The organism is Corallococcus sp. RDP092CA, from assembly GCF_041903675.1.
Classification (GTDB): Bacteria; Myxococcota; Myxococcia; order Myxococcales; family Myxococcaceae; genus Corallococcus.
The window spans coordinates 261,138-282,120 of the sequence record NZ_JAYESI010000003.1; the positions used below are offsets into that span (position 1 = coordinate 261,138).

Sequence of the window (20,983 nt, forward strand, 5' to 3'; positions counted from 1 at the left end):
ACACGCCGCCTACCCCCGCACCGCCGCGCCAGTGCTAGAAGGCCCACCCGTGAAGGTCGCCCTCGTCCACGACTGGCTCGTCACCCACCGCGGCGGAGAGCGCGTCCTCGACGCCCTCTGCGAGCTGTTCCCCGACGCGGACCTCTACACCCTCATCCACCAGCCGGGCAGTCAGTCCCCGCGCATCGAGAACCGACGCATCACCACGTCGTTCCTCCAGCACATCCCCGGCATCCACGCGCGCTACCGGCACTTCCTGCCGCTGTTCCCCCGCGCCATCGAAGCCCTGCGCATCACCGGCGACTACGACCTCGTCCTGTCCTCCAGCCACTGCGTCGCCAAGGGCATCCACGCGCCTCCCGGCGTGCCCCACCTGAGCTACGTCCACGCGCCCATGCGGTACATGTGGGACCTGTTCGACGAGTACTTCGGCCCCGGCCGCGCCCGCCTCCCCGTCCGCGCCGCCGCGCTCGGCCTCCGTCCCTACCTCCAGCGCTGGGACCGCGCCTCCACCCGCGGCGTGGACCGCATCGTCGCCAACTCCCAGCACATCGCCGGGAAGATCCGCCGCTTCTGGGGTCGCGACGCCTCTGTCATCCCGCCCCCGGTGGAGCTCGACCGCTTCACCCAGGTGCCGCTCGAAGGGGGAGGGCAGGGCGGCTACTTCCTGTGGCTCGGCGCCTTCGCCCCCTACAAGCGCCTGGACGTCGCCCTCGAGGCCTTCCGCACCCTGGACACCCCCCTCTGGGTCGTGGGCACGGGACAGGAGGCCTCGCGCCTCACATCCGGACCGCTTCCGCCCCACATCCGCTTCCTCGGCAACGTGCCCGACAGCGCGCTCCCCGCCCTCTACCGCGACGCCCGCGCGCTCCTCTTCACCCCCGAGGAGGACTTCGGCATCACCCCCCTGGAGGCCCAGGCCACCGGCCGCCCCGTCATCGCCTTCGGCAAGGGCGGCGCCCTGGAGACCGTCACCCCCAGGACGGGCCTCTTCTTCCCCGAGCAGACCCCCGCCTCGCTCGCCGCCGCCGTGCGCCAGTTCGACGCCTGGGAGCCCTCCTTCCGGCCAGCCGACGCCCGCGCCCAGGCCGAGCGCTTCAGCCGCGCCCGCTTCCAGCAGGCCCTCCAGGCGGAGGTGGACGCCCTGCGGGGCCTGTCCCCGTCCTCCCCAGCGGTGTGACAGCGCTGTCCACCCCGTCCCCAGTTTCCCGAGGCCTGCCCGCCCGGGGGGAGGGTTGGGGGCTGTTCGCGAGCGCTGCCCCCCGGGGTAACCCGTTGGATTCACGGAAAAGCCCGTGCTAGTACGCCGCGCCGGGGGCGGGGCCCGGGCGGATGAGGGTGCCTGGGGCGCAGGGTGCGTGTCTTGCATCCAACGGGCGGTTCTCGTCCCCCGACAGGAGTCATCGCGGTGTTCGGTCGCCTGCAGCGCTTCTATACGTCCATCAAGGTCGCCGCCGACGCGGGGATGCTCGCGGTGGCGTTCGTGCTCGCGTACTTCACCCGCTTCAGCGGCGTGTTCCCCATCACCGAGGGCATCCCGCCCATGGGCGAGACGTTCGTCTCGCTGGTGATGGTGCTCGTCATCTTCCCGATGACGTTCCATCGGGCGCGGCTGTACGCGACCAACCGCGCGCGCTCGCACATGGGGGAGCTGTTCGAGCTCTTCAAGGCCACCATCACCGCGACGCTCGTCCTGGTGGCGCTGACGTACTTCATCCGCGAGCGCTACTCGCGCCTCACGCTGGCCATCTTCGTCGTCTACGCCTTCACGCTCATCGCGCTGTCGCGCATGGTCATGCGCCACCTGCTCAGCGAGGTGCGCCGGCGCGGCTACAACCTCAAGTCCATCCTGGTCATTGGAGAGGAGGAGCTGGGCCTGCGCACCATCGAGACCGTGGAGAGCCACCGCGAGCTGGGCTTCCGGGTGACGGGCGTGCTGGCGCTGAAGGAGGAGAAGGTCGGCCAGTGGGTGGGCGGCGTGCGCGTCGTGGGCCACGTGGGCGAGGTGGAGGCCTACCTGGACGCCCACCCCGTGGATCAGGTCATCATCGCCGTGCCCCTGGAGGACCAGGCGCGCGTGAAGCCGCTGATGGAGCAGCTGGCGCTGCGCACCGTGGACGTCAAGGTGGTGCCGGACCTGTACCAGTACATCACCCTGTACGGCGGCCTGGAGGAGTTCGGCGGCCTGCCCATCATCAGCCTCCAGGGCGACCCCATGGACGGCTGGAGCCGCGTGGCCAAGCGCGTGTTCGACGTGCTGTTCTCCCTGGTGGCCATCGCCCTCACCGCGCCGCTGATGCTGGTGACGGCCCTGGTGGTGCGCCTCACCAGCAAGGGCCCCATCCTCTACCGCCAGGAGCGGATGGGCATGGACGGGCGGACCTTCTCCATCCTCAAGTTCCGCACCATGCGTGTGGATGCCGAGGCCCAGGGCGCCACCATGGCGAGCGCGGTGGACGCGCGCCGCACGCCGGTGGGCACGTTCCTGCGCAAGTACTCGCTGGACGAGCTGCCGCAGTTCTTCAACGTGCTCCGCGGCGACATGAGCCTCGTGGGCCCGCGCCCGGAGCGGCCCGTCTTCATCGAGGAGTTCAAGCGCCAGATTCCGCGCTACCACCTGCGCCACAAGGTGAAGGCGGGCATCACCGGCTGGGCGCAGATCAACGGCCTGCGCGGCCAGACGTCCATCCAGAAGCGCATCGAGTACGACCTCTACTACATCGAGAACTGGTCGCTCCTGATGGACCTGAAGATCCTCCTGCGCACCGCGCTGGGGGGGTTCCTGTCGAAGAATGCGTATTGACCCGGGCGGCCCCTGACCCCCGGTCGTCGGGGCGGGGCCGAGGCAGGCAGGCGTTCAGGGCCGGCGCGCAGGTCGTATTCGCGCGCACCCTCTCATTGGCACCGCGAAGCTGTTTAGACTGCGGGCCGACATGGCCGACAAGCTGGGAGTGACGCTGGTCCGCAAGGGCCTCCTGACGCAGGCGCAGCTCGACCAGGGCATGAGCGCGCAGCTCGTGCATGGAGGCCGGTTGGGCTCCCGGCTCGTGGAGCTGGGGTTCCTGGACATCGAGACGGTGGCCATGGTGCTGGGCGAGCTGACCCGGACGCCCGTCGCGATGGAGGCGGACTTCGACGCCGTCACCGAGGCGACGCTGAAGCTGCTCACCGAGGATCAGGCGGAGAAGCACCAGGCGTTCCCGCTCGCGGTGGAGGGCCGGCGGCTGAAGGTCGCGATGGCCAACCCGCTGGATCTCCAGGCCACGGACGCGCTGAGCTTCATCACCGGCATGCGCATCGTGCCGTACGTGGTGCCGGAACTGCGGCTGTTCCACTATCTGAACCTGCGCTACGGCATCGACCGGCCCACGCGTCCCCTGAAGCCGGCCATTCCGCTGCCCACGCGCCGCTCGATGTCCATGGCGGCGGTGGCGCCTGTCGCCATGGCGCCGCCGGTGGTCGTGCCGCCGCCGGCCATGCCGCCGCCGCCCGCGCCCGTGCGCGCGGAGCCCGAGGTCGCGGGCATGTTCGGCGGGCTCGCGCCGGGACAGTTCCTCAGCGATGACTCCGAGGAGCAGGACGCCGAGGCGGACCTCGACGAAGCCGCCATCGTCGGCGAGGAGCTTCCGGACATCGTGATGGGCGAGCCGGTGCGCGCTCCGCCCGTGTTGGAGGCGGCGCGGGCCGGTGGCGGTCCTCCGGTCACGCCGCCCCGGTTGCCCATGGCGGCACAGCCTCCAGGCATGGTGGCCCGGCAGGGCGCGGTGCCTCCGTCGGGGCCGGGCGTGCCCGGGATGGGGGCGGCGCCGGGGATGCCCGTGCCTGTCGCGGCGGCTCCGGGAGCTCCGTCGGCCGGGGGCGCGCCCGTGGGGCGTGCGCCGGGACTCGTTCCTCCGGGGGCCGCCCCGTCGTCGGCCGCTGCTCCGGGGGGGATTCCTCCTGGAGCCGGGGGGCCTCCGCGCGCAGGGGGGCCGGGAGCGCAGCCTCCTGGGATGATTGGGCGGAGCAGCCCCGTGCCGCCGGGGGCTCGGCCTTCTGGCGCGGGGATTCCCGCCGTGTCGAGGCCGCCGCCTCCGGGGATGCATCCCGCCGCGCCCGGAGCACCCGGGCCGCGTCCGGTGGGTCCTCCGGGAGCACCGATGCCGCCGGGGATGGTCCGCGCGGGACCTCCGCCGGGAGCAGTGCCTCGGCCCGCGCCGGGCACGCCCGCGCCTGTGATGATGAGTCCGGGGAGGGCGGGGCCTGTTCCTCCGGGGCAGCGGCCTCCGATGGCGCCTGGGGTTCCGGGCGCCGGTGCTCCTCCAGGTGCGCGCCCGATGGGGCCTCCTGGGGCTCCGGGCACCGTGCCTCCGAACATCGCGCAGGGCCGGCCGGGGGGGCCACCGCCAGCGCCGGGGGCACCGCCGCGTCAGGGGCCTCCGTCTGGAGCCGTGCCGACGGTGGCCGTTGGCGTGACGGGTCCCGGTGCGCCGGTAGCTGTTCCGAAGCGACCCAGCGTGGCGGTTCCTGTCGCCGTGCCTCCGTCGGGAGGCCCTGCGGTGATGGCCCAGGGCGCGACCGCGACGGCTCCAGGGCAATCTGGCCCGCCGCCGGCAGCCCCCGGAAGCGTACTGCCTGCCGTGGCTCAAGGCTTGTCCGGGGCACCGAATGCCTCTCATGGCAGTGCGCAGGGGGCCGTGGGGGCTGTGAATCCCTCTCAAGGCGGCGCGCAGGCCCCTGCGCCTCGAAGCCTGTCGGTGGCAACGCCCGCCAACGTGGTGGCGGATTCCTTCGAGCGGGCTCCGCCGACAGGGATTGCCCATGACGTGGCGGGCGCTGCAATGCCGGTCATGCAGTTGTCTCCGAGTGGGGCCCAGCTCCCCGCGGCTCGACGCCCGTCCGGGGTGACTCAAGCGGTTGTGGCGACCCCTTCAGGTGCGCCTCCCACGACCGCTGTCGGAGCGGTGTCGGGCCTCGCGGGCGAGTGGGCGGATGCCTTCGCGGATGCCTCTTCCTTGAAGCCGTCGGCGCTGGACGTCAGTGTGCCAGCGGCCGCCACGGCTCAACCGCCCCCGACCTCGTCATTTTCCGAACTCACGCTGGACGCCGATCTTCTCGATGTCGTCGACGTCAGCCCGAGCCCTGAATCCGTCGCGTCCGCGGCATCAGCTTCAGCCACCGCCGAGACGGCTCCCGAGCCCGCCGCGGTCCTCACCGGAGATGATCTCTCCGACGACGACGTCCTTGATACCGCTGATGCCACGGCTTCGGAGCCGGCCGCCACGGCCGAAGCCGCGGACATCCTCGAAGTCGATGACGTGATGTCCGCCGACCCACTTGAGGCCACTGAGGCCAAGGCCGTCCACGCTGAAGTGTTGTCTGCGGAGCCGCTGGAAGCCACCGAAGCGAAGGACGTCCTTGACGCTGCGGACGTGCTGTCCGTGGAGCCGCTGGAATCCGCCGACGCCAAGGACGTCCTTGACGTTGCGGACGTGCTGTCTGCGGAGCCGCTGGGAGTCACCGACGCCAAGGACGTCCTTGACGCTTCGGACATGCTGTCCGCAGAACCAAGCGAGGTCGCGGAGGCCAGGGCAGTCCACGCGGACCTGGACGAGACATCCGCGGTGTCGCTGGAAGCCATTGAGGCCAAGGCCGTCCACGCAGACGGGGACGTGCTGTCCGCTGAGCTGCTGGACGCTACCGAAGCCAAGGCAGGCCACGCGAACCCGGACGTGATGTCCGCCGAGCCTCTCAATGTCACCCAGGCCAAGGCTGTCCAGGCAGACGAGGACGTGTTGTCCGCCGAGCCGCTTGCGCCCCCCGAATCCAAAGACATCCTCGACGTTGATGCCGCGCCATCGGCCGAGTCGGGTGAGCGCCGCACCGCCGAATCCAAAGACATCCTCGACGTCGAGGACGCGACGTCTGGCGAGTCGGGTACGCGCCGCTCCACCGAATCCAAAGACATCCACGACATCGAGGCTGTGCCGTCCACCGGGTCGGGTGAGCGCCGCGCCACCGAAGCCAAGGACGTCCTCGACATCGAGGACGTAGTGTCCGCCGAGCCGCAGGCCGCTCAGGACATTCCCGAGGCGGATTCCGTCTGGGACTCCATGCCCGATGCATCGGCGGTGGACGCGAAGGAATCCCCGGCGAAGGAGCCCGTCCCTGCACCCGCCGCTGCCGCCCTGACAGTCGACGAGAGCCCAGCGGCAACAGAGCCCGAAGCCGCTCCGGAGCCGCCCGTCGCCGTCGAAGCCGCGAAGCCGGAGCCCGCCCCCGTCGAGCCGTCCGCTCCTGATGCGAAGGAGCCAGAGAGCCCCGCCTCCGTGGACACGCTGGACGCGTCGGTCATCGCCGCTCCTGTCACGCCGGACGCAGACGCCGACGCGCTCGAATTCAGCCTGGCGGGAGACTCACCGAAGCCCTCCGCGCCTCCGGAAACCGAGGCCACCGAGTCCTGGCAGGTCGCCGCCGCGCCGAAGCCTGAAGCCGCGCCCGCCGCGCCTCCGCCTGAGTCCCCCAGCCCCGCGCCCATCGAGGAACACCGCGCCGAGATCCCCCCGGAGTTCGAGGTCGCGCTCATCGCCAGCGCGGACGTGGCCCCCAAGCCCGAACTGGAGTCCACGCCCGAACCCGCCGCACCGTCCGAGGACGCTCCCGACTCCGCGCCCGCCGAGGAGCCCGTGGCTCCGCCGAAGCCGCGCCTCGTGGTCGCGCCTCCAGCCCCGGTCCGCGACCGGACGCCCATCGCCCTCGACGACCTGTCCTCCTCGTCCACCGAGGAGCCCATGCAGCTCGCCTCCACGTGGGAGTTCGTGGGCTGGCAGGGCGGCGGGGAAGGGGAGGGCTCCGTGGGCCACAGCGCGGAGACCACGTGGGCGGACCGCGTCGTGGACCTGGACGTCCCCGCCGCCGCGCCCTCGGCCTCCGAGGACGGCGTGGCCCTGGCCTCCGCGTGGGAGTTCATGCAGCACCCATGGCAGCCGCAGGCCGCCGCGCCGGTGGACCCCGCCCAGGCCCTGCTCGCCGCCGCCAGCGCGTCCACCGATACGTCCACGGACGGCCCCGCCGTCACCGCGGAGCAGGTCCTCTCCGCGCTCGACACGGCGGACTCGCAGGGCATGGTGGGCAAGGTGCTGCTCGCCTACAGCGCGGGTCGCTTCCGCCGGGCCTTCCTCCTGGGGGACAGCTTCGGGCTCGCGCGCGTGGGTCGCGCCTGGGGTCCGGGCAGCGACCGTCCGGAGGTCTCCGCGCTCAAGGTGGACATGGACGCGCCGTCCCTCTTCACCTCCGCGCTGAACGGCCCCAGCCCCAGCGTCTTCAGCGCCCCGCAGTCCCCGCAGGACGAGGCCATCTTCTCCGCGCTGTGCGGCGAGTCCGAGTCCCACCTGCTCGTCTTCCCGCTCCATTCGCGCGGCCAGCCCGTGGCCTTCTTCGTCGCCGAGCACGGCCCCGCGCCCCTCGACGTGGCCATGCTGGAGGAACTGGGCCGCATCGCGGACCGCGCCGTGGAGATCTGCGCCCGCCTCCACCGCTTCCCCTGAAACACGAAGGGCCCCGGAGCCTGGACGCCCCGGAGCCCTTCCTCACGGCATGACCGCGGTGGCGCTCAGCTGCAGCCCGTCGTCGTGCCGCAGTTCGTGCACTTGTAGCAGGCGCCGCTGCGCACGGTGATGGCGCCGCACTGGTGGCAGGGCGGGGCGTCCGCCTGGTTCAGGTACGTGCTGCGCGAGTTCATCGCGGACAGCTGCAGCGTCCCCGCCTGGGCCGGCACCGCCGCCTGCGTCACCGGCTCCGGACGGGCGTCCTCCACCGGCGTCACCTCCACGTCGTCCGCGCAGGGCTCCGTGGGCAGGAACTTCAGAGACAGCCACCGGAAGATGTAGTCGGTGATGGACTTCGCGATGGGGATGGCCGGGTTGCCCGTGAAGCCGCTCGGCTCGTAGCGGGTGTGGCAGAACTTGTCCGCCAGCACCTGGAGCGGCACGCCGTACTGGAGCGCCAGCGACACGCTGGTGGCGAAGCTGTCCATCAGGCCGCTCACCACCGAGCCCTCCTTCGCCATCACCACGAAGAGCTCGCCCGGCTTGCCGTCCTCGTACATGCCCACCGTCAGGTAGCCCTCGTGGCCGCCGATGGAGAACTTGTGCGTGATGGACTGCCGCTCGTCCGGCAGCCGGCGGCGCAGCGCCTTGGGCTCGGGCGTCACGGCGGGCGCGGGCTCGGACACCGCGCGGCGGGCCTCCGGGGCCTTGTCCTGCGACGTGTTGAGCGGCTGCGTGCGCTTGCACCCGTCGCGGTACACCGCGATGGCCTTCAGGCCGCTGCGCCACGCCTCGATGTATGCCTTCTCGATGTCCTCCACCGAGGCGTCGTTGGGCATGTTCACCGTCTTGGAGATGGCGCCGGAGAGGAACGGCTGCGTCGCGGCCATCATCTCGATGTGGCCCATCCAGTGGATGCTGCGCTGGCCCTTGGACGGCTTGAACGCGCAGTCGAACACCGGCAGGTGCTCCGGCTTCAGGTGCGGCGCGCCCTCGATGGTGTCGTGCTTGTCCAGGTACGCGATGATGTCCTGCGCCTGCGTCTGCGGGTAGCCCAGCTTCTCCAGCGCCAGCGGCACCGTCTGGTTGACGATCTTCAGCATGCCGCCGCCCACCAGCTTCTTGTACTTGATCAGCGCGATGTCCGGCTCGATGCCCGTGGTGTCGCAGTCCATCATGAAGCCGATGGTCCCCGTGGGCGCCAGCACCGTCACCTGGCTGTTGCGGTAGCCGTGCTCCATGCCGCGCGCCAGGGCGTCGTCCCACGCCTCCTTCTGCGCCGCGTGCAGCTCCTCGCTCACGCCGGCCACCGGCAGCTGGTACGCCGCCTTGCGGTGCTTGCGGATGACGCCGAGCATGGGCTCCGCGTTGTTGCCGTAGCCCGCGAACGCGCCCTGCTTCTCCGCGATGCGCGCGCTCATCGCGTACGCCTCGCCGCACATGAGGGAGGTGATGGCCCCCGCCAGGTTGCGGCCCGCGGGCGAGTCATAGGGCAGGCCAGACGCCATCAGCAGCGCGCCCAGGTTCGCGTACCCCAGGCCCAGCGGACGGTAGTCGTGGCTGTTCTTCGCGATGCGCTCGGTGGGGTAGCGGCTGAAGCCGACGATGATCTCCTGCGCCAGCAGCACCACGTCCACCGCGTGCTTGAAGGCGGCCACGTCGAAGCCACCCTCCAGCGTGCGGAAGTGCATCAGGTTCAGCGACGCCAGGTTGCAGGCCGAGTCATCCAGGAACATGTACTCGGAGCAGGGGTTGGACGCGTTGATGCGCGCCGTGCCGGAGCACGTGTGCCACGCGTTCACCGTGGTGTCGTACTGGAGGCCCGGGTCGCCGCACAGGTGCGCCGCCTCGGCGATCTCTCGGAACACCTCCCGGGCCCTGTAGGTCTCCATCACCTGGCCGTCGCGCACCGCGCGCGTCTGCCACGGGCCGTCGTTCACCACCGCCTTCATGAAGTCGTCGGTGACGCGCACGGAGTTGTTGGAGTTCTGGAAGAACACCGACCCGTAGGCCTCGCCGTTGAAGGACGGGTCGTAGCCCGCCTCGATGAGCGCCCAGGCCTTCTTCTCCTCGCTCGACTTGCAGCGGATGAACTCGAGGATGTCCGGGTGGTCGGCGTTGAGGATGACCATCTTCGCCGCGCGCCGCGTCTTGCCGCCGCTCTTGATGACGCCCGCGAACGCGTCGAAGCCGCGCATGAACGACACCGGGCCGGACGCCGTGCCTCCGCCCGCGAGCAGCTCCTTGCTGCCGCGGATGGTGGACAGGTTGGAGCCCGTGCCGCTGCCGTACTTGAAGAGCATGCCCTCCGTGCGCGCCAGCCCCAGGATGGACTCCATGTTGTCGTCCACGCTGTTGATGAAGCACGCCGAGCACTGCGGGTGTTCCTCCACGCCCACGTTGAACCAGACGGGCGAGTTGAACGCCGCCTTCTGGCGCAACAGCAGGTGCGTCAGCTCCGCGTGGAACGCCTCGCGGTCCACCGCCGACGCGAAGTAGTGCCCCGCCTCACCCCAGCGGGTGAGGGTGTCCACCACGCGCGCCACCAGCTTGCGCACGCTCGTCTCCCGCTCGGGCGTGCCGGGCGTGCCCCGGAAGTACTTCGACGCCACGACGTTCGTCGCCAGCATCGACCAGGACTTGGGGACCTCGATGTCCTTCTGGTCGAAGACGACCTTGCCGTCCTCGCCCTTGATGCTCGCGCTGCGGTACTCCCACGCCAGCTCGTCCGCCGGGTCCACGCCGGGCGTCGTGAAGAAGCGCTCCACCGTCAGCCCCGTGGAGGCCACCGCCGCCTTGCCCTTCGCGCGTCCGCCGCGCCGCGACTCCCTGCCCCCCACCACCGGCTTCCCGCTCAGTTCCTTCTCCATGACGCCCGCCTCCAGATTCACTGAGAGTGCTGATGCAAAGTTTGCAAAATGGCCAACGCCGCGAGATCCCAGAGGATCCGTTGATCAGTTCCAGGTACGGGGACGGTGACGTTGGGATGGGCAGGCGCCAGCGGGTCCGCCGCTGGAATCCGGGCCCGGGCCTGACTGCCCACCCGCCGGGCGGGCGGATCCATATGATCGCTGGTGGGGTCCGTCAACATCCCCTGCTCCCCTATATCTAGTGTCAGGGCGCCGCTTACACACTTCATTTGGTGGACATTCTGAGGCGTCCGGAGCCGCGCCCAAGGCTGATCTAATAACCCTCGCCCGGGTGGCAATGGCTGCTGTGGCTGGCAACGTATCGTCATGACCCTGTGGTGACGGCCCGGCAACGCAGGGGGCGTGTCCAAGCGCTCGCGATCACTCGCGGATATTTGCTGCCAGTCTGTGTGGCGAGCGGAGGAGCGCGGGCGCGCCCCTGCGGCAAGGCGGCCGGGGAGGGGTGGGCTGGCCGGCCGCCTGCTGAACGGCGGCGTCGATTTCGACGCACGGTCGCGTTAGGAGGCAAACCATGCCGCCTCCCTTCCAGCGCCATGTCTTCGTCTGCACCAACCGCCGTCCGGACGGTCACCCCAAGGGGTGCTGCGCCACCAAGGGTGGGGAGGAGGTGCGGGCCGCCTTCAAGGAGGAACTCGACAAGCGCGGGCTCAAGGGCCGCATGCGCGCCAACGCGGCGGGCTGCGTGGACACGTGCGCCTTCGGCGTCTCCGTGGTCGTCTACCCGGAGGGGACCTGGTACGGCGGCGTGAAGGTGGAGGACGTGCCCGCCATCGTGGAGGAGCACTTGGTGCAGGGCCGCCCCGTGGAGCGGCTCCTGATGCCCTTCAACAAGAAGGCGGAGCGCTGAAGGCGATGTCCCGCCTCGCGCCCCGCCCTGGGGAACCGCGTTGAACCCCGCCGCCTGGCGCTAGTCGCGGCGCTTGCCCATCAGGCGCACCAGCGAGAGGAACAGGTTGATGAAGTCCAGGTAGAGCGTGAGCGCGCCCACGATGCTCACCGTCGCCGTGCTCTGGAAGCCGGTGCCCGCGTGGTACTCGCGCAGCTTCTGCGTGTCGTAGGCGGTGAGGCCCGCGAACACGAGCACGCCCGCGCACGCGCTCACGAAGGACACGGCGCTGCTCTGGACGAAGAGGTTCACCACGCCCGCGATGACGATGCCCACGAGCCCCATGAAGAGGAACGTGCCCCAGCCGCTCAGGTCCTTCTTGGTGACGGTGCCGTAGATGGCCATCGCGCCGTACGTCGCCGACGTGACGAAGAACGCCTGGGCGATGGAGCCGGCCGTGTAGATGAGGAAGAGCACCGACAGCGTCACCCCCGTGAGCGCCGCGTAGGCCAGGAACAGCACCGAGGCCACCGCGCCGGACAGCCTGGGCGCCAGGATGGACAGGAAGAACACCACGCCCAGCTCCACCAGGAACAGGGCCATCCGGTTCTGCACCGCCACGCGCAGCAGCGCCTCGTTGGCGAGCGTCACCATCGCCATCACGCCGGTCAGCGCCAGGCCCGCGAACATCCAGCCATGCACGCGCGACATGAACGCGCGCTGCGACTCCTGCACGAGGACGTCATCCACCGAGCTCGCCTGCCCGCTCTGCCACCCGCCTGAAGATTCCCACGCCATGTGTTCCGTTTCCTTTCAAGCCGGAGCCACCTTCGCCCCGGCGTCTCTTTAACGAGGACCCCTGGAGGACGCCTTAAAGGGCCTTCCAGGCCACCAAAAGCTTCGACGCGACTTCCGTCGTGATGAGCGGCAGCACCCCCCCGCCGCCCACGATGTTGACGATCTCCGACATGGACCCACGGCACACCCCGCCCCACGCGGGCTGCTTCCCGAGCCCAACAGACGCATACGCCGAGTAATCCACGAAGAAGGACGTGGGCAGCACCTGGTTCGTCCCGCAGAGCAGGTGGTCCTCCGGCTGCGTGTCCACCCGCTCCTGCACCACGAAGCCGCCGCCTTGCGTGTCCGAGGCGGCGCGCTCGCACAGCTGGGCCCACGTGTGGGATTCGCCGTAGGCGCCCTTCACGCGCTCCTCGTAGGGCACGGTGCCCACGGAGCGGCCCAGGAAGACGGCCTTGCCGCCGTAGTCCCAGGCGCGCTTGAGCACGAAGCGCGCGGGCTCCGCCGCCACGCGCGCCACGATGTCGTCCACCTCCGCGCCGTCGGGACCCACGCCGGGCCCGTGGCGGAAGGGGCGCGTCCAGGGCACCGACGCGCGCACCGCCTCCAGCTCCTCTAGCGCGAGGCCCGCGCGCTCCGCGAGCGCCGCGTCCGTCAGCGCCTGGGACAGGAGCGCGAAGGTCGTCTTCACCTCCACCTGCGAGGCGGGCGGGTTCAAGAACACGGCCTTCCTGCCCGGGACGACGCCGAGGAAGTCCTCCACCCACGGGGCGGGGTGCTGCTCCAGCCGGCGCACGAAGAGGTGGCGGTAGACCAGGTCGTACCGCTTGCCGTTCACCGTGAAGGCGTCGTCGCCGGACACGTCCTCCGGGTGCACGATGTCCGCGTCCGCGCCGAACTCGCGGAAGCGCTCGCACAGCCAGCGCAGCTCCGAGATCTGCGCGTCGTTCTTGCGGCACAGCAGCGCCACCGTGTCCGGCAGCTTCCCGTCGCGCTCGGCCGCGTAGCCGTCCAGCAGCCCGCGGTAGAGCGCCAGCGCGTTGTTGCCGTTGAGCGTGAGCAGCGCGGGGATCGCCTTCTCCGGGTAGCGCACGTGCCGCGCGAAGACCTCGATGAAGGTGCGCGCCGCGATGTCCGAGTAGCCCTGCATGGCCGGGATGGTGGCGTTCACCTCCAGCGCCCAGGGCTGGCCGCCGGACACGAAGTAGTCCACGCGCGCGGTGGCCAGCTTGCGGCTCGCCTCCCAGGTGGTCTCGGCCAGGCGGCGCTCCAGCGGCGACAGCGCGCCCAGCAGCAGCTCCGCGTCCGGGCCTCCCAGGATGGCGCGCGCCATCTTCATCGTGGCGGAGGCCAGCTTCGCGGACAGCAGCGCGCGGCGCTTGATCTCCTCCGCGTCCAGGATGACCGGCGTGGCGGTGATGGGGATGGGCTGGGTGCTGCCATCCGGCTTCGTCACCGCGAGGCCGCGCTGGTAGGCGGTCTTCGCCAGCTCCGGTCCGAAATAGTGTGCCTGCCTGCGCAGGACATCCATGAGCTCGTGCACGCGCGGGAACCTACGACCCCCGGGGCTCATGGGTCCACCACCCGAAGCGCGCGCCGCGGTGGCCCTCGTCCGGCGCCTCGCCTGCCAGGCCGGGGCGGGCGTGTCCCGGCTTGCGCGGGGCAGGGGAGGTCGCTTAGAAACAACTCAGTTGCTTTTCGAGATCGAGTGGATGTGAGCCGCCTTCGACGCCCCCCCAGCCCGAGTCGCTCCCTGCCGCGCCTGCTGGCGCTGCCGTGGGTGCTCGTGTGCGTGCTGGTGTATGTGGGCAGCGTGCTCCACTTCGCGCTCGTGCAGCACACCACGTGCCTCGTGCACGGGGACGTGATGCACGTGAGCGAGCCCACCCACGACGGCCCGTTGGAGGAGGAGCTCTCCTTCGACGACGCGCGCGTGGCGAAGGCGCCGGTGTCGAAGGCCGCGCCCCACGGTGGTGAAGCCCACTGCCACCACGCCTTCTTCCGCCGCGAGGCCCCGCCTCCGGTCGGGTCCGCGTCCGTCATGGCCGCGGTCTCCACGCGCTCTAGCCCCGCGCTGGCGGTGTTCCGCTTCCACGCGGCGCCCGTCGCGCTGTTGAGGCTCGCGCCCAAGTCGTCGCCACCGCGCGCCTGAGCTCCGCCGTCGAAGCCCGCCGTCCCGGCCCCACGTGTCCGCGTGGGGCGGGGTGCGCCGTGGCCGCCGGAGTCCGGGTCGTGCGCGCTCCCGTTCGCTGAACGGAGCCGCCGCACGCACGTGGACCTCCGGCCACGCGCACGGGCGCGCGCTTCGTCTCGCGGCCCCACCTTCCAGCCCCGTCCGGTCCCGCGCGGCCGCTCCTCTCACGGCAGCGGTGCGCGTGTGGCCCGTGCGGCTGGAGTCCCCGCAGTCCATCCCCGTGTCACTGGAGTCCCCATCATGAAGAAGAAGCTTCTGTCCGCCCTGCTGCTGTCCACCGCCCTCCTCGCCGCTGGCTGCGGTGGCGACGACGAAGAGGAAGGCAACATCGACGAGGAGGGCTGCGAGCACCTGCAGAAGGGCCCCGGCGTCGCCGTCACCGCCGCGGTCAGCGGCGCGGGCCCGGCCGTGAGCAACGACCACAAGCGCTACGACATCGCGCTGGCGGACGTCGCTGGCGGCAAGGGCGGCGCGGTGTCCTTCGCCGTCTCCGAGGCCACCGACTACATCCTCTACACGAGCGCCACGGTGCCGGTGACGGTCACCAACAGCAGCGGCGCGGCGGTGGAGTTCGAGGAGAGCGCCACCAGCTCCCCGCTCTGCACGGACATCCAGGGCCGCTACGTCGTGCCGCTCACCGTGGGCACGCACACGCTCACCTTCGGGCCCTCGACGATCTCCTCTGTGTCGCTCGTCATCGAAGAGGCGGGCGAGCACGACCACGACCACGAGTGACCCCGCCCCTCACAGGAGTTCCCCATGGGTACCTTCCAGCAGTTCCTCGACAGTCAGAAGATCTCCCCCGCGGTGTTGCTGCGCCGCTCGCGGCAGCTCGAAGCGCACTCGGAGGAGGACCGCGTCCTCGTGCGCAAGCGCGCCACGCACCGCCGTGACAAGGACCCGCAACAGAAGCCCTACGCGGAGCTGGGCCTGGGCAAGCCGCGCAGCGGCCGGGGCCTGAGCGAGCAGCAGCTCGCCGCCGCGCGCGAGGACAAGCCGCTGTCTCCTCGCGTGCGCGCCAAGCTGGTGCGCGCCGTCAACGCGCTGCTCACCCAGGCGGGCGCCGCCGCCGTGGACGCGAAGGCGCTCTTTGGCGACGTGCCCGCGCGCGTGGGCCCCACCGCGAAGAAGGCCGCTTCCTAGCGCGAACGAGAGGCGCCCCATGTCCAAGGTCTCTTCTGGCAGTGCCGGTTCCCTGCTCCCCTGCGACGTGCGCCGCGACGGCGACCGTCTGTTCGACGTGGCCATGTGGTGCCTGGGCCAGGACGTGCGCTGCCCGGACGGCAACGTGCTGCTCCGGCACGGCCTGGTGCGCGAGGCACGCCCGCCGGGGGTGGAGGGGCAGAGCGCGTATCAGGGGCGGCTCCTGGACGGGGGGCGCCTCACGCTGTGGGGCTTCGGCGCGCTGTGCGAGTCGTGCGGCGCCACCGTCTTCGTGCCGCGCGACGGCTTCGTGCCCCGGTGGGTGGAGGGCGCGCGCGGCACGGCCTTCCGCGTGGAGGACGTGGGCGTCCGGAGGGACGCGGCCACCGGGCCGGAGCGCAGGGCGGCGCGGGCGGGGCTCGCGCGGCTGGCGGACTGGCTCGCGGAGTACGAGGCGTGGGTGGCCCGCGACGTGGGCCTGGCCTGGCGGCGCCAGTGTCTGGCGGCGCGGCGCAAGGCGGCCCCCATCGCTGCGGAGGAGCTGTCCAACGCCTGGAGGCGGCTGGCCGTGCGCGTGCGCGCGACCGACGCCGCCGTCAACACCCATGTCGCTCCGATGGCCGGAGCGTGAGGAGGACACCATGCTGGCACGTCTGTTCCGAGCCGATGCCCCGTCCGTCCACTCCCACCTCGCGTGGGAGGACCTGCCGGACGAAGCCCTTCCCACGCCGTCGCTCATGGCTGGACTGGGAGACGCACACCTCCCCGTGACGACGCGGGTGCCGCTGGCGCAGGCGTACTTCGATCAGGGCCTGCGCCTCTTGCACCTGGGCTGGGCGCTGGAGGCGCGGCGCGCCTTCGCGGAGGCTGCGCGTCAGGATCCGTCCCTCGCCATGGCGTGGTGGGGGCTCGCGCTCGCCCGGGGCGTGGGGCAGCGCTTCACGGCGGACCGCGCGGAGGCCATCCGCAAGGCGCTGACGCTCGCGGAGGGCACCACCGACATGGAGCAGCGGCTGGTCGTCGCGGCCAGCCTCCTGGCGGACAAGGGCCCCGCCAATGGCAGGCACGCCTTCGTGCGCGAGATGGAGTGCCTCATCGACCGTTTTCCCCAGGAGCCCGAGCCGCGCCTGCTGCTCGCGGGCTTCCTGCTGGACGGGTACGAGTCCGACGGGCGCCCCGGACAGGGGCAGCCCTACGCGCAGCTGATTCTCCGCGACCTGCTGCGGACGCACCCGGACCACGCGGGGGTGCACCTGGCCTGGGTGCAGGCGTGGCTGCCCAGCGCTCGTCCGGAGATGGCGCTGCAGAGCGCGGAGCTGCTGCCGTCGCGCGTGCCCGCGGGGAGCCCCGCGCTGCTCACCGCCGGACGCCTGCTCTTGCGCGTGGGCAAGGCCGCGGAGGCGAACCGCGCCCTGGAGGCGGCGGTGGCGGCGGACGACGCGTACCTCGCGCGGGAGTCGCTGCCCCTGGAGGTCGCGCCGGGCGCGGACGCCGCCCTGCGCCTGCTGAGCGAGGGCTGCGCGGAGGTGGGGCAGTACCGGGGCGCGCAATCCTGGGCGCGCAAGCTGCGGCAGCGCGTGGAGGCCTCGGGAGGTCAGCCGCAGGCGGTGCTCTTCGCGGCCACCACGCTCGTCGCCGCGCACCTGCGCTTCGGCTTCTACCGGGCGGCGGCGGAGGTCCCCATGGAGCTGGGGGACCGCGCCACCGTCGCGGAGGCGGGGCTGCGCGACGGCGTGCGCCTCTACACGCGCGGCGTCTGTGCCCTGGAGACGGGCCGGCTGGGAGACGTGGAGCGCGCGTGCGGCGCGCTGGACGCGCTGGTCCTCACCCTGTTGGAGGCGCCGCGCTCCGAGGGCCGCGCCCTCTGCCCCCGCGACGTGGCGCGCACGGTGGAGGTCGCGGCGCAGGAGCTGCGGGGCACGCTGGACGCGAGGCGCGGCGACTGCGGCCGGGCGGAGGCCGCGCTCACCCGGGCGCTGCGCCTGGAGCGACGCCTGCGCCCCGTGGGGCCCGCGCTCTTCTGCCGGCCGCCCCGGGAGACGCTGGCCCGGGTGCGCCTGCGCTCCGGCCGCGAGGAGAAGGCCCTGGAGCTGGCGCTGGAGCGGGCCGGAGAGCGGCCCGGCTGTGGCCACTGCATGCTCCTGGTCGCGGAGGCCCACGTCGCCTGCGAATGCATGTCCGAGGCCGAGCGCGACTTCGCCGTGGTGCTGGACCTGTGGCGCGACGCCGACCCGCACCTGCCGGGCCTGCAACGCGCGCGGGGCTTCAAGGCCCGCGGGCACCGGGGCCGGACCGTCGCGCTCCGACGGGTACCGGATGCACCGGTGGACACCGCGCATGACCCCCGGGGCGGGGGAGCGACCTGGACCGTGCACGGGGGCTGAGGGGCCACGCCGCCGCGCTTGACGCGGGCGCGGCGTTCGCGTCACTTGGGCGGCGTCCTCCAAGGAGCCGCCCCATGCCTTCGTTCCGTCTGAAGCCCGAGCAGGCCGCGCTGCTCGTCATCGACATCCAGGAGCGCCTGTGCGCCGCGATGGAGCGCGACGCCCTGGACCGCATGCTCGCGCGCACCGGCGCCGCCGTGGAGGGCGCGCGGGCGCTGGGCCTGCCCGTCATCGTCACGGAGCAGTACCCGCAGGGGCTGGGCCGCACGCACTCGCTCCTCAAGCTGCGCCTGGGGGACTTCAAGCCGCTGGAGAAGATCGAGTTCTCCGCCGCCACGCCGGACGTGCTGGCCGTGCTGGGGGACCGCAAGCAGGTGCTGCTCACCGGCATGGAAACGCACATCTGCGTCTTCCAGACGGCGCGCGACCTGGCGGACAGCGGCCGGGAGCCGTGCCTGCTCGCGGACGCCGTGCTGTCCCGCGCGGAGGAGGATCGCCGCGTGGGCCTGGAGCTGTGCCGCGGCGCGGGCGCGCGCGTCCTCACCGTGGAGTCGGCCCTCTTCGACATGCTGGGCCGCGCGGGCACGCCCGAGTTCAAGAAGGTCTCCGCCGCCGTCCGCTGAGCCCGGCCGGGACGACGGCGGAGCCGCCGCTCACGCCCTGCGCTGGAAGGGCAGGCGCAGCAGGCGCACGAGCATCATCAGCAGCACCAGCACCCCGGACAGGACGGTCTGCGAGCCGCCCACCGGGAAGTCGTAGAAGTACGCGAACAGGTAGCCGCCCGCGCCCGCGATGCCGCCCAGCACGGTCGCCGTGAGGAAGGTCCACGGCAGCCGCAGGTCCAGCACCAGCGCGGCGATGGCCGACAGCGTGGAGAACGCGAAGACGGGCAGGGCGCCCAGGGCCCGCGCGCACACGCCCACCATGACGCCGATGGACACCATCAACACCGTGTCCAGCAGCTTCACCGGCAGCCCCTGCACCGTGGCGCCCACGCGGTCGAAGCTCACGAAGGTGATGCCCCGGAACCACCACAGGTGCAGCGCCATCAGCACCGCGCCGGCCACCGCCACCGCGTGGAGCTGATCCGGCGTCACCAGCACCGCGGTGCCGAAGAGGATGCCCTGGATGTCGTGCGCCTCCTGCGCGATGCGGTCACCCACCAGGATGGCCGCGCCGCCCGCGAAGGCGAACGCGCACCCCAGCAGGCTCTCCCGCGACAGCCGCAGCCGCGCGGGCTCGATCATGAGCAGCAGCGTGGACGCGACGGACAGCGCCACCGCGCCCACCAGCGGATCCACGTGCACGCCCAGGTGGATCTCCGCGAAGAAGGCCAGCGCCACGCCCAGGCCCGCGGTGTTCGTCACCGCCGCGCTGACGAACACCATGCGCCGCAGCACGACGTAGACGCTGAGGAAGCCCAGCACGCACCCGGCGATGAGCGCGCAGAGGATGGGGTCCCGGAACAGCTCCCAGCCCGCCTGGAACTGCTCCCACTTCGAGGGCTCAAGCAGGGTTGTTTCCACGGTGGGGTCCCTGGGGCGCGGTGTGGCAGTAGTCGTCGCCGTACTGGCGGCGGAAGGCGGGGTGGCAGAAGACGGTGCGCGCGTCGCCCGTGACGAAGCAGCGGTGCTCGCGGTCCACGAAGAGGATGACGTCGGCGTGCTCGGCGGCGACGGACAGGTCGTGGCTCACCACCACCACGCCCAGGCCCCGGTCGTGCGCGAGCGCGCACAGCCGCAGCATCGTCTGCTTCTCCGCCACCGCGTCCATCGCCGCGGTGGGCTCATCCAGCAGCACCACGTCCGCCTCGGTGGCGATGACCCGCGCCAGCAGCGCGCGCTGCTTCTCGCCGCCGGACAGGTCGCGGAAGGGACGCCTGGCGATGCCGCGCGCGCCCGCCGTCTCGAGCGCCGCCTCCACCTTGTGCCGGTCCGTCTTGCTGGGGAAGGGCCGCAGGAAGTTCCAGCCGGACAGCCGCCCCCAGCCGGTGAGCTCCCGCGCGTGCACCGGCAAGAGCGAGTCGATGGCCGAGGTCTGCGGCACGTACGCGCTGCGGATGTGCGGCGCGCCCGGGGTGATGCGGCCGGACACCGGCGGGATCAGCCCCAGCAGCGTCTTGAACCAGGTGCTCTTGCCGGAGCCGTTGCGGCCCACCACCGCCACGAACTGGCGGCGGCGCACCACCAGGTCCATGGGCGGCAGGATGTCCTTGCCTCCGTAGCCGATGACCAGCTGCTCGCACTTGAGCAGCGGCTCGCCCGGCTCCGGCGGCGGCGCGGCGCGGTGCCCCCGGTCGAGCTCCGTCTCCGGGTCACCGTGCGCCACGGCTCACCTCCGCGGTGGGGCTCAGCGCCGCCACCTTCTCCAGGAGCCCGGCGCGCACCGCCGCGTTCTCGGGCGCGTCCAGGTCCACCACGCCGTCGGCGCCCACCGTCGCGGCGGACCAGTCCACCGCGTCGAAGAGGGCCGGCGTCAGCTCCAGCTTCAGGCCCAGCGCCACGCGTGGCGCGTTCTCCCGGTCGGACGGCACGTCCAGGTCGCCGGTGAGCACCGCCACCGGCTCGGCCTCCGCGCCCGTCACCGTCGCGGTGAAGCGGAAGGGCAGGGCCCCCGCGAAGCGCGCCGGGACGCGGCCGTCCCGCACGCTGCCCGTCAGGCGCAGGCCCGTGACGGACCAGCGCCCGCGCGACAGCGACGTCCTGCCCAGCTCGCACCCGGGCTCGCAGCCGAGGCCGCGCGCGGCGGGCGACAGCAGGTCCAGCTCCGCGTCCACGGGGAGGCTGGCCACCGTGACGGTGGTGCTGCCGCCACCGCCGTTCAGCTCCGCCTGGACGTCCTCGTAGTCCACGAGCGCCCCGTCCTCGCGGTGGCAGTGTCCGCCGTGGCACAGCGTGTAGCCCGGAGGCGGCGAGGACGGATCGAACGTCGTGGCTCCGCCACCGCCGGAGCTGGCCTGCAGGTCGATGCTGCCCAGGCTCACCGCGCCGGTGTCCATGCGCAGCTGGAAGTCGGACGCGAGCGCCTGGTAGCCCTCGCCCGCGTCGCGGCCGGACTGCGGCGTGTAGGCGGCCTCGACGGAGGGCTCCAGCACCGCGAAGCCCTCGCCCGCGTCGAACGCGCACCCGGTCAGCAGCGCGACGGGGAGCAGCCAGGCCTTGAAGGGAATGTGCTTCATGGTG

Annotated in this window: 16 protein-coding genes; 10 read left to right on the plus strand and 6 right to left on the minus strand. The window is 72.0% G+C overall.

Translation table 11 applies throughout. From position 1 onward, the window contains the following. Nucleotides 1-49 precede the first annotated feature (49 nt). The 3 genes from U8525_RS05400 to U8525_RS05410 all read left to right on the plus strand — a co-directional run bounded on the left by U8525_RS05400 (nucleotide 50) and on the right by U8525_RS05410 (nucleotide 7,526). On the plus strand, nucleotides 50-1,180 hold the full coding sequence (locus tag U8525_RS05400) for a glycosyltransferase (RefSeq protein ID WP_374261935.1): 1,131 nt from the start codon (nucleotides 50-52) through the stop codon (nucleotides 1,178-1,180). A gap of 228 nt (nucleotides 1,181-1,408) precedes the next feature. Further along, nucleotides 1,409-2,803 carry an undecaprenyl-phosphate glucose phosphotransferase gene (locus U8525_RS05405; RefSeq protein ID WP_374261938.1) on the plus strand — a complete coding sequence of 465 codons (1,395 nt, stop codon included), beginning with the start codon at nucleotides 1,409-1,411 and terminating at the stop codon, nucleotides 2,801-2,803. Nucleotides 2,804-2,933: 130 nt separating this feature from the next. Beyond that, complete coding sequence (locus U8525_RS05410; RefSeq protein ID WP_374261940.1) at nucleotides 2,934-7,526, plus strand: hypothetical protein; 4,593 nt, start codon at nucleotides 2,934-2,936, stop codon at nucleotides 7,524-7,526. Between the two features lie 65 nt (nucleotides 7,527-7,591). On the opposite strand, the gene U8525_RS05415 is transcribed toward U8525_RS05410, so the two are convergent. Further along, nucleotides 7,592-10,396 (minus strand): vitamin B12-dependent ribonucleotide reductase, encoded by a 2,805-nt coding sequence (locus U8525_RS05415; RefSeq protein WP_374261943.1) that lies wholly within the window; start codon nucleotides 10,394-10,396, stop codon nucleotides 7,592-7,594. Between the two features lie 571 nt (nucleotides 10,397-10,967). Here U8525_RS05415 and U8525_RS05420 point away from each other — a divergent pair. After that, nucleotides 10,968-11,303 carry a ferredoxin gene (locus tag U8525_RS05420; protein WP_374261945.1) on the plus strand — a complete coding sequence of 112 codons (336 nt, stop codon included), beginning with the start codon at nucleotides 10,968-10,970 and terminating at the stop codon, nucleotides 11,301-11,303. 60 nt (nucleotides 11,304-11,363) lie between these two features. Here U8525_RS05420 and U8525_RS05425 read toward each other — a convergent pair whose 3' ends face one another. Together U8525_RS05425 and U8525_RS05430 are read right to left on the minus strand one after the other, a co-directional pair. Continuing rightward, nucleotides 11,364-12,080 carry a Bax inhibitor-1/YccA family protein gene (locus tag U8525_RS05425; protein WP_374261948.1) on the minus strand — a complete coding sequence of 239 codons (717 nt, stop codon included), beginning with the start codon at nucleotides 12,078-12,080 and terminating at the stop codon, nucleotides 11,364-11,366. A 73-nt stretch (nucleotides 12,081-12,153) separates the two neighbouring features. After that, nucleotides 12,154-13,611, minus strand: a complete 1,458-nt coding sequence (locus tag U8525_RS05430; protein WP_374262300.1) for a hypothetical protein — start codon at nucleotides 13,609-13,611, stop codon at nucleotides 12,154-12,156. A gap of 183 nt (nucleotides 13,612-13,794) precedes the next feature. On the opposite strand from U8525_RS05430, the gene U8525_RS05435 reads away from it, so the two are divergent. The 6 genes from U8525_RS05435 (at nucleotide 13,795) to U8525_RS05460 (ending at nucleotide 18,424) form a co-directional block, all read left to right on the plus strand. Further along, nucleotides 13,795-14,232 (plus strand): hypothetical protein, encoded by a 438-nt coding sequence (locus U8525_RS05435; protein WP_374261951.1) that lies wholly within the window; start codon nucleotides 13,795-13,797, stop codon nucleotides 14,230-14,232. A gap of 282 nt (nucleotides 14,233-14,514) precedes the next feature. After that, nucleotides 14,515-15,009, plus strand: coding sequence for a hypothetical protein (locus U8525_RS05440; RefSeq protein WP_374261954.1), 495 nt, complete (start codon nucleotides 14,515-14,517; stop codon nucleotides 15,007-15,009). A gap of 24 nt (nucleotides 15,010-15,033) precedes the next feature. Continuing rightward, entirely contained in the window at nucleotides 15,034-15,417 is a 384-nt protein-coding gene (locus U8525_RS05445) for a hypothetical protein (RefSeq protein ID WP_374261957.1), read from the plus strand. 19 nt (nucleotides 15,418-15,436) lie between these two features. Next, entirely contained in the window at nucleotides 15,437-16,048 is a 612-nt protein-coding gene (locus U8525_RS05450) for a hypothetical protein (protein ID WP_374261959.1), read from the plus strand. Nucleotides 16,049-16,058: 10 nt separating this feature from the next. Then, a complete protein-coding gene (locus tag U8525_RS05455) occupies nucleotides 16,059-17,801 on the plus strand; it encodes a hypothetical protein (protein ID WP_374261962.1) in 1,743 nt (580 codons plus the stop codon). A 74-nt stretch (nucleotides 17,802-17,875) separates the two neighbouring features. Next, a complete protein-coding gene (locus U8525_RS05460; protein ID WP_374261965.1) occupies nucleotides 17,876-18,424 on the plus strand; it encodes an isochorismatase family protein in 549 nt (182 codons plus the stop codon). 30 nt (nucleotides 18,425-18,454) lie between these two features. Here the strand turns inward: U8525_RS05460 and U8525_RS05465 are convergent, their stop codons facing one another. From U8525_RS05465 to U8525_RS05475, 3 genes are read right to left on the minus strand one after another with little or no spacing between them, the layout of a single operon-like run. Beyond that, entirely contained in the window at nucleotides 18,455-19,327 is an 873-nt protein-coding gene (locus tag U8525_RS05465; RefSeq protein ID WP_374261967.1) for a metal ABC transporter permease, read from the minus strand. Next, nucleotides 19,308-20,129, minus strand: coding sequence for a metal ABC transporter ATP-binding protein (locus U8525_RS05470; RefSeq protein ID WP_374261969.1), 822 nt, complete (start codon nucleotides 20,127-20,129; stop codon nucleotides 19,308-19,310). The genes U8525_RS05465 and U8525_RS05470 overlap by 20 nt, the downstream gene beginning before the upstream one ends. Next, the gene (locus U8525_RS05475) at nucleotides 20,116-20,979 is read right to left on the minus strand and encodes a hypothetical protein (RefSeq protein ID WP_374261971.1); all 864 of its coding nucleotides are present in this window, start codon (nucleotides 20,977-20,979) and stop codon (nucleotides 20,116-20,118) included. Before U8525_RS05475 ends, U8525_RS05470 begins: the two co-directional genes overlap by 14 nt. Nucleotides 20,980-20,983: the final 4 nt, after the last annotated feature.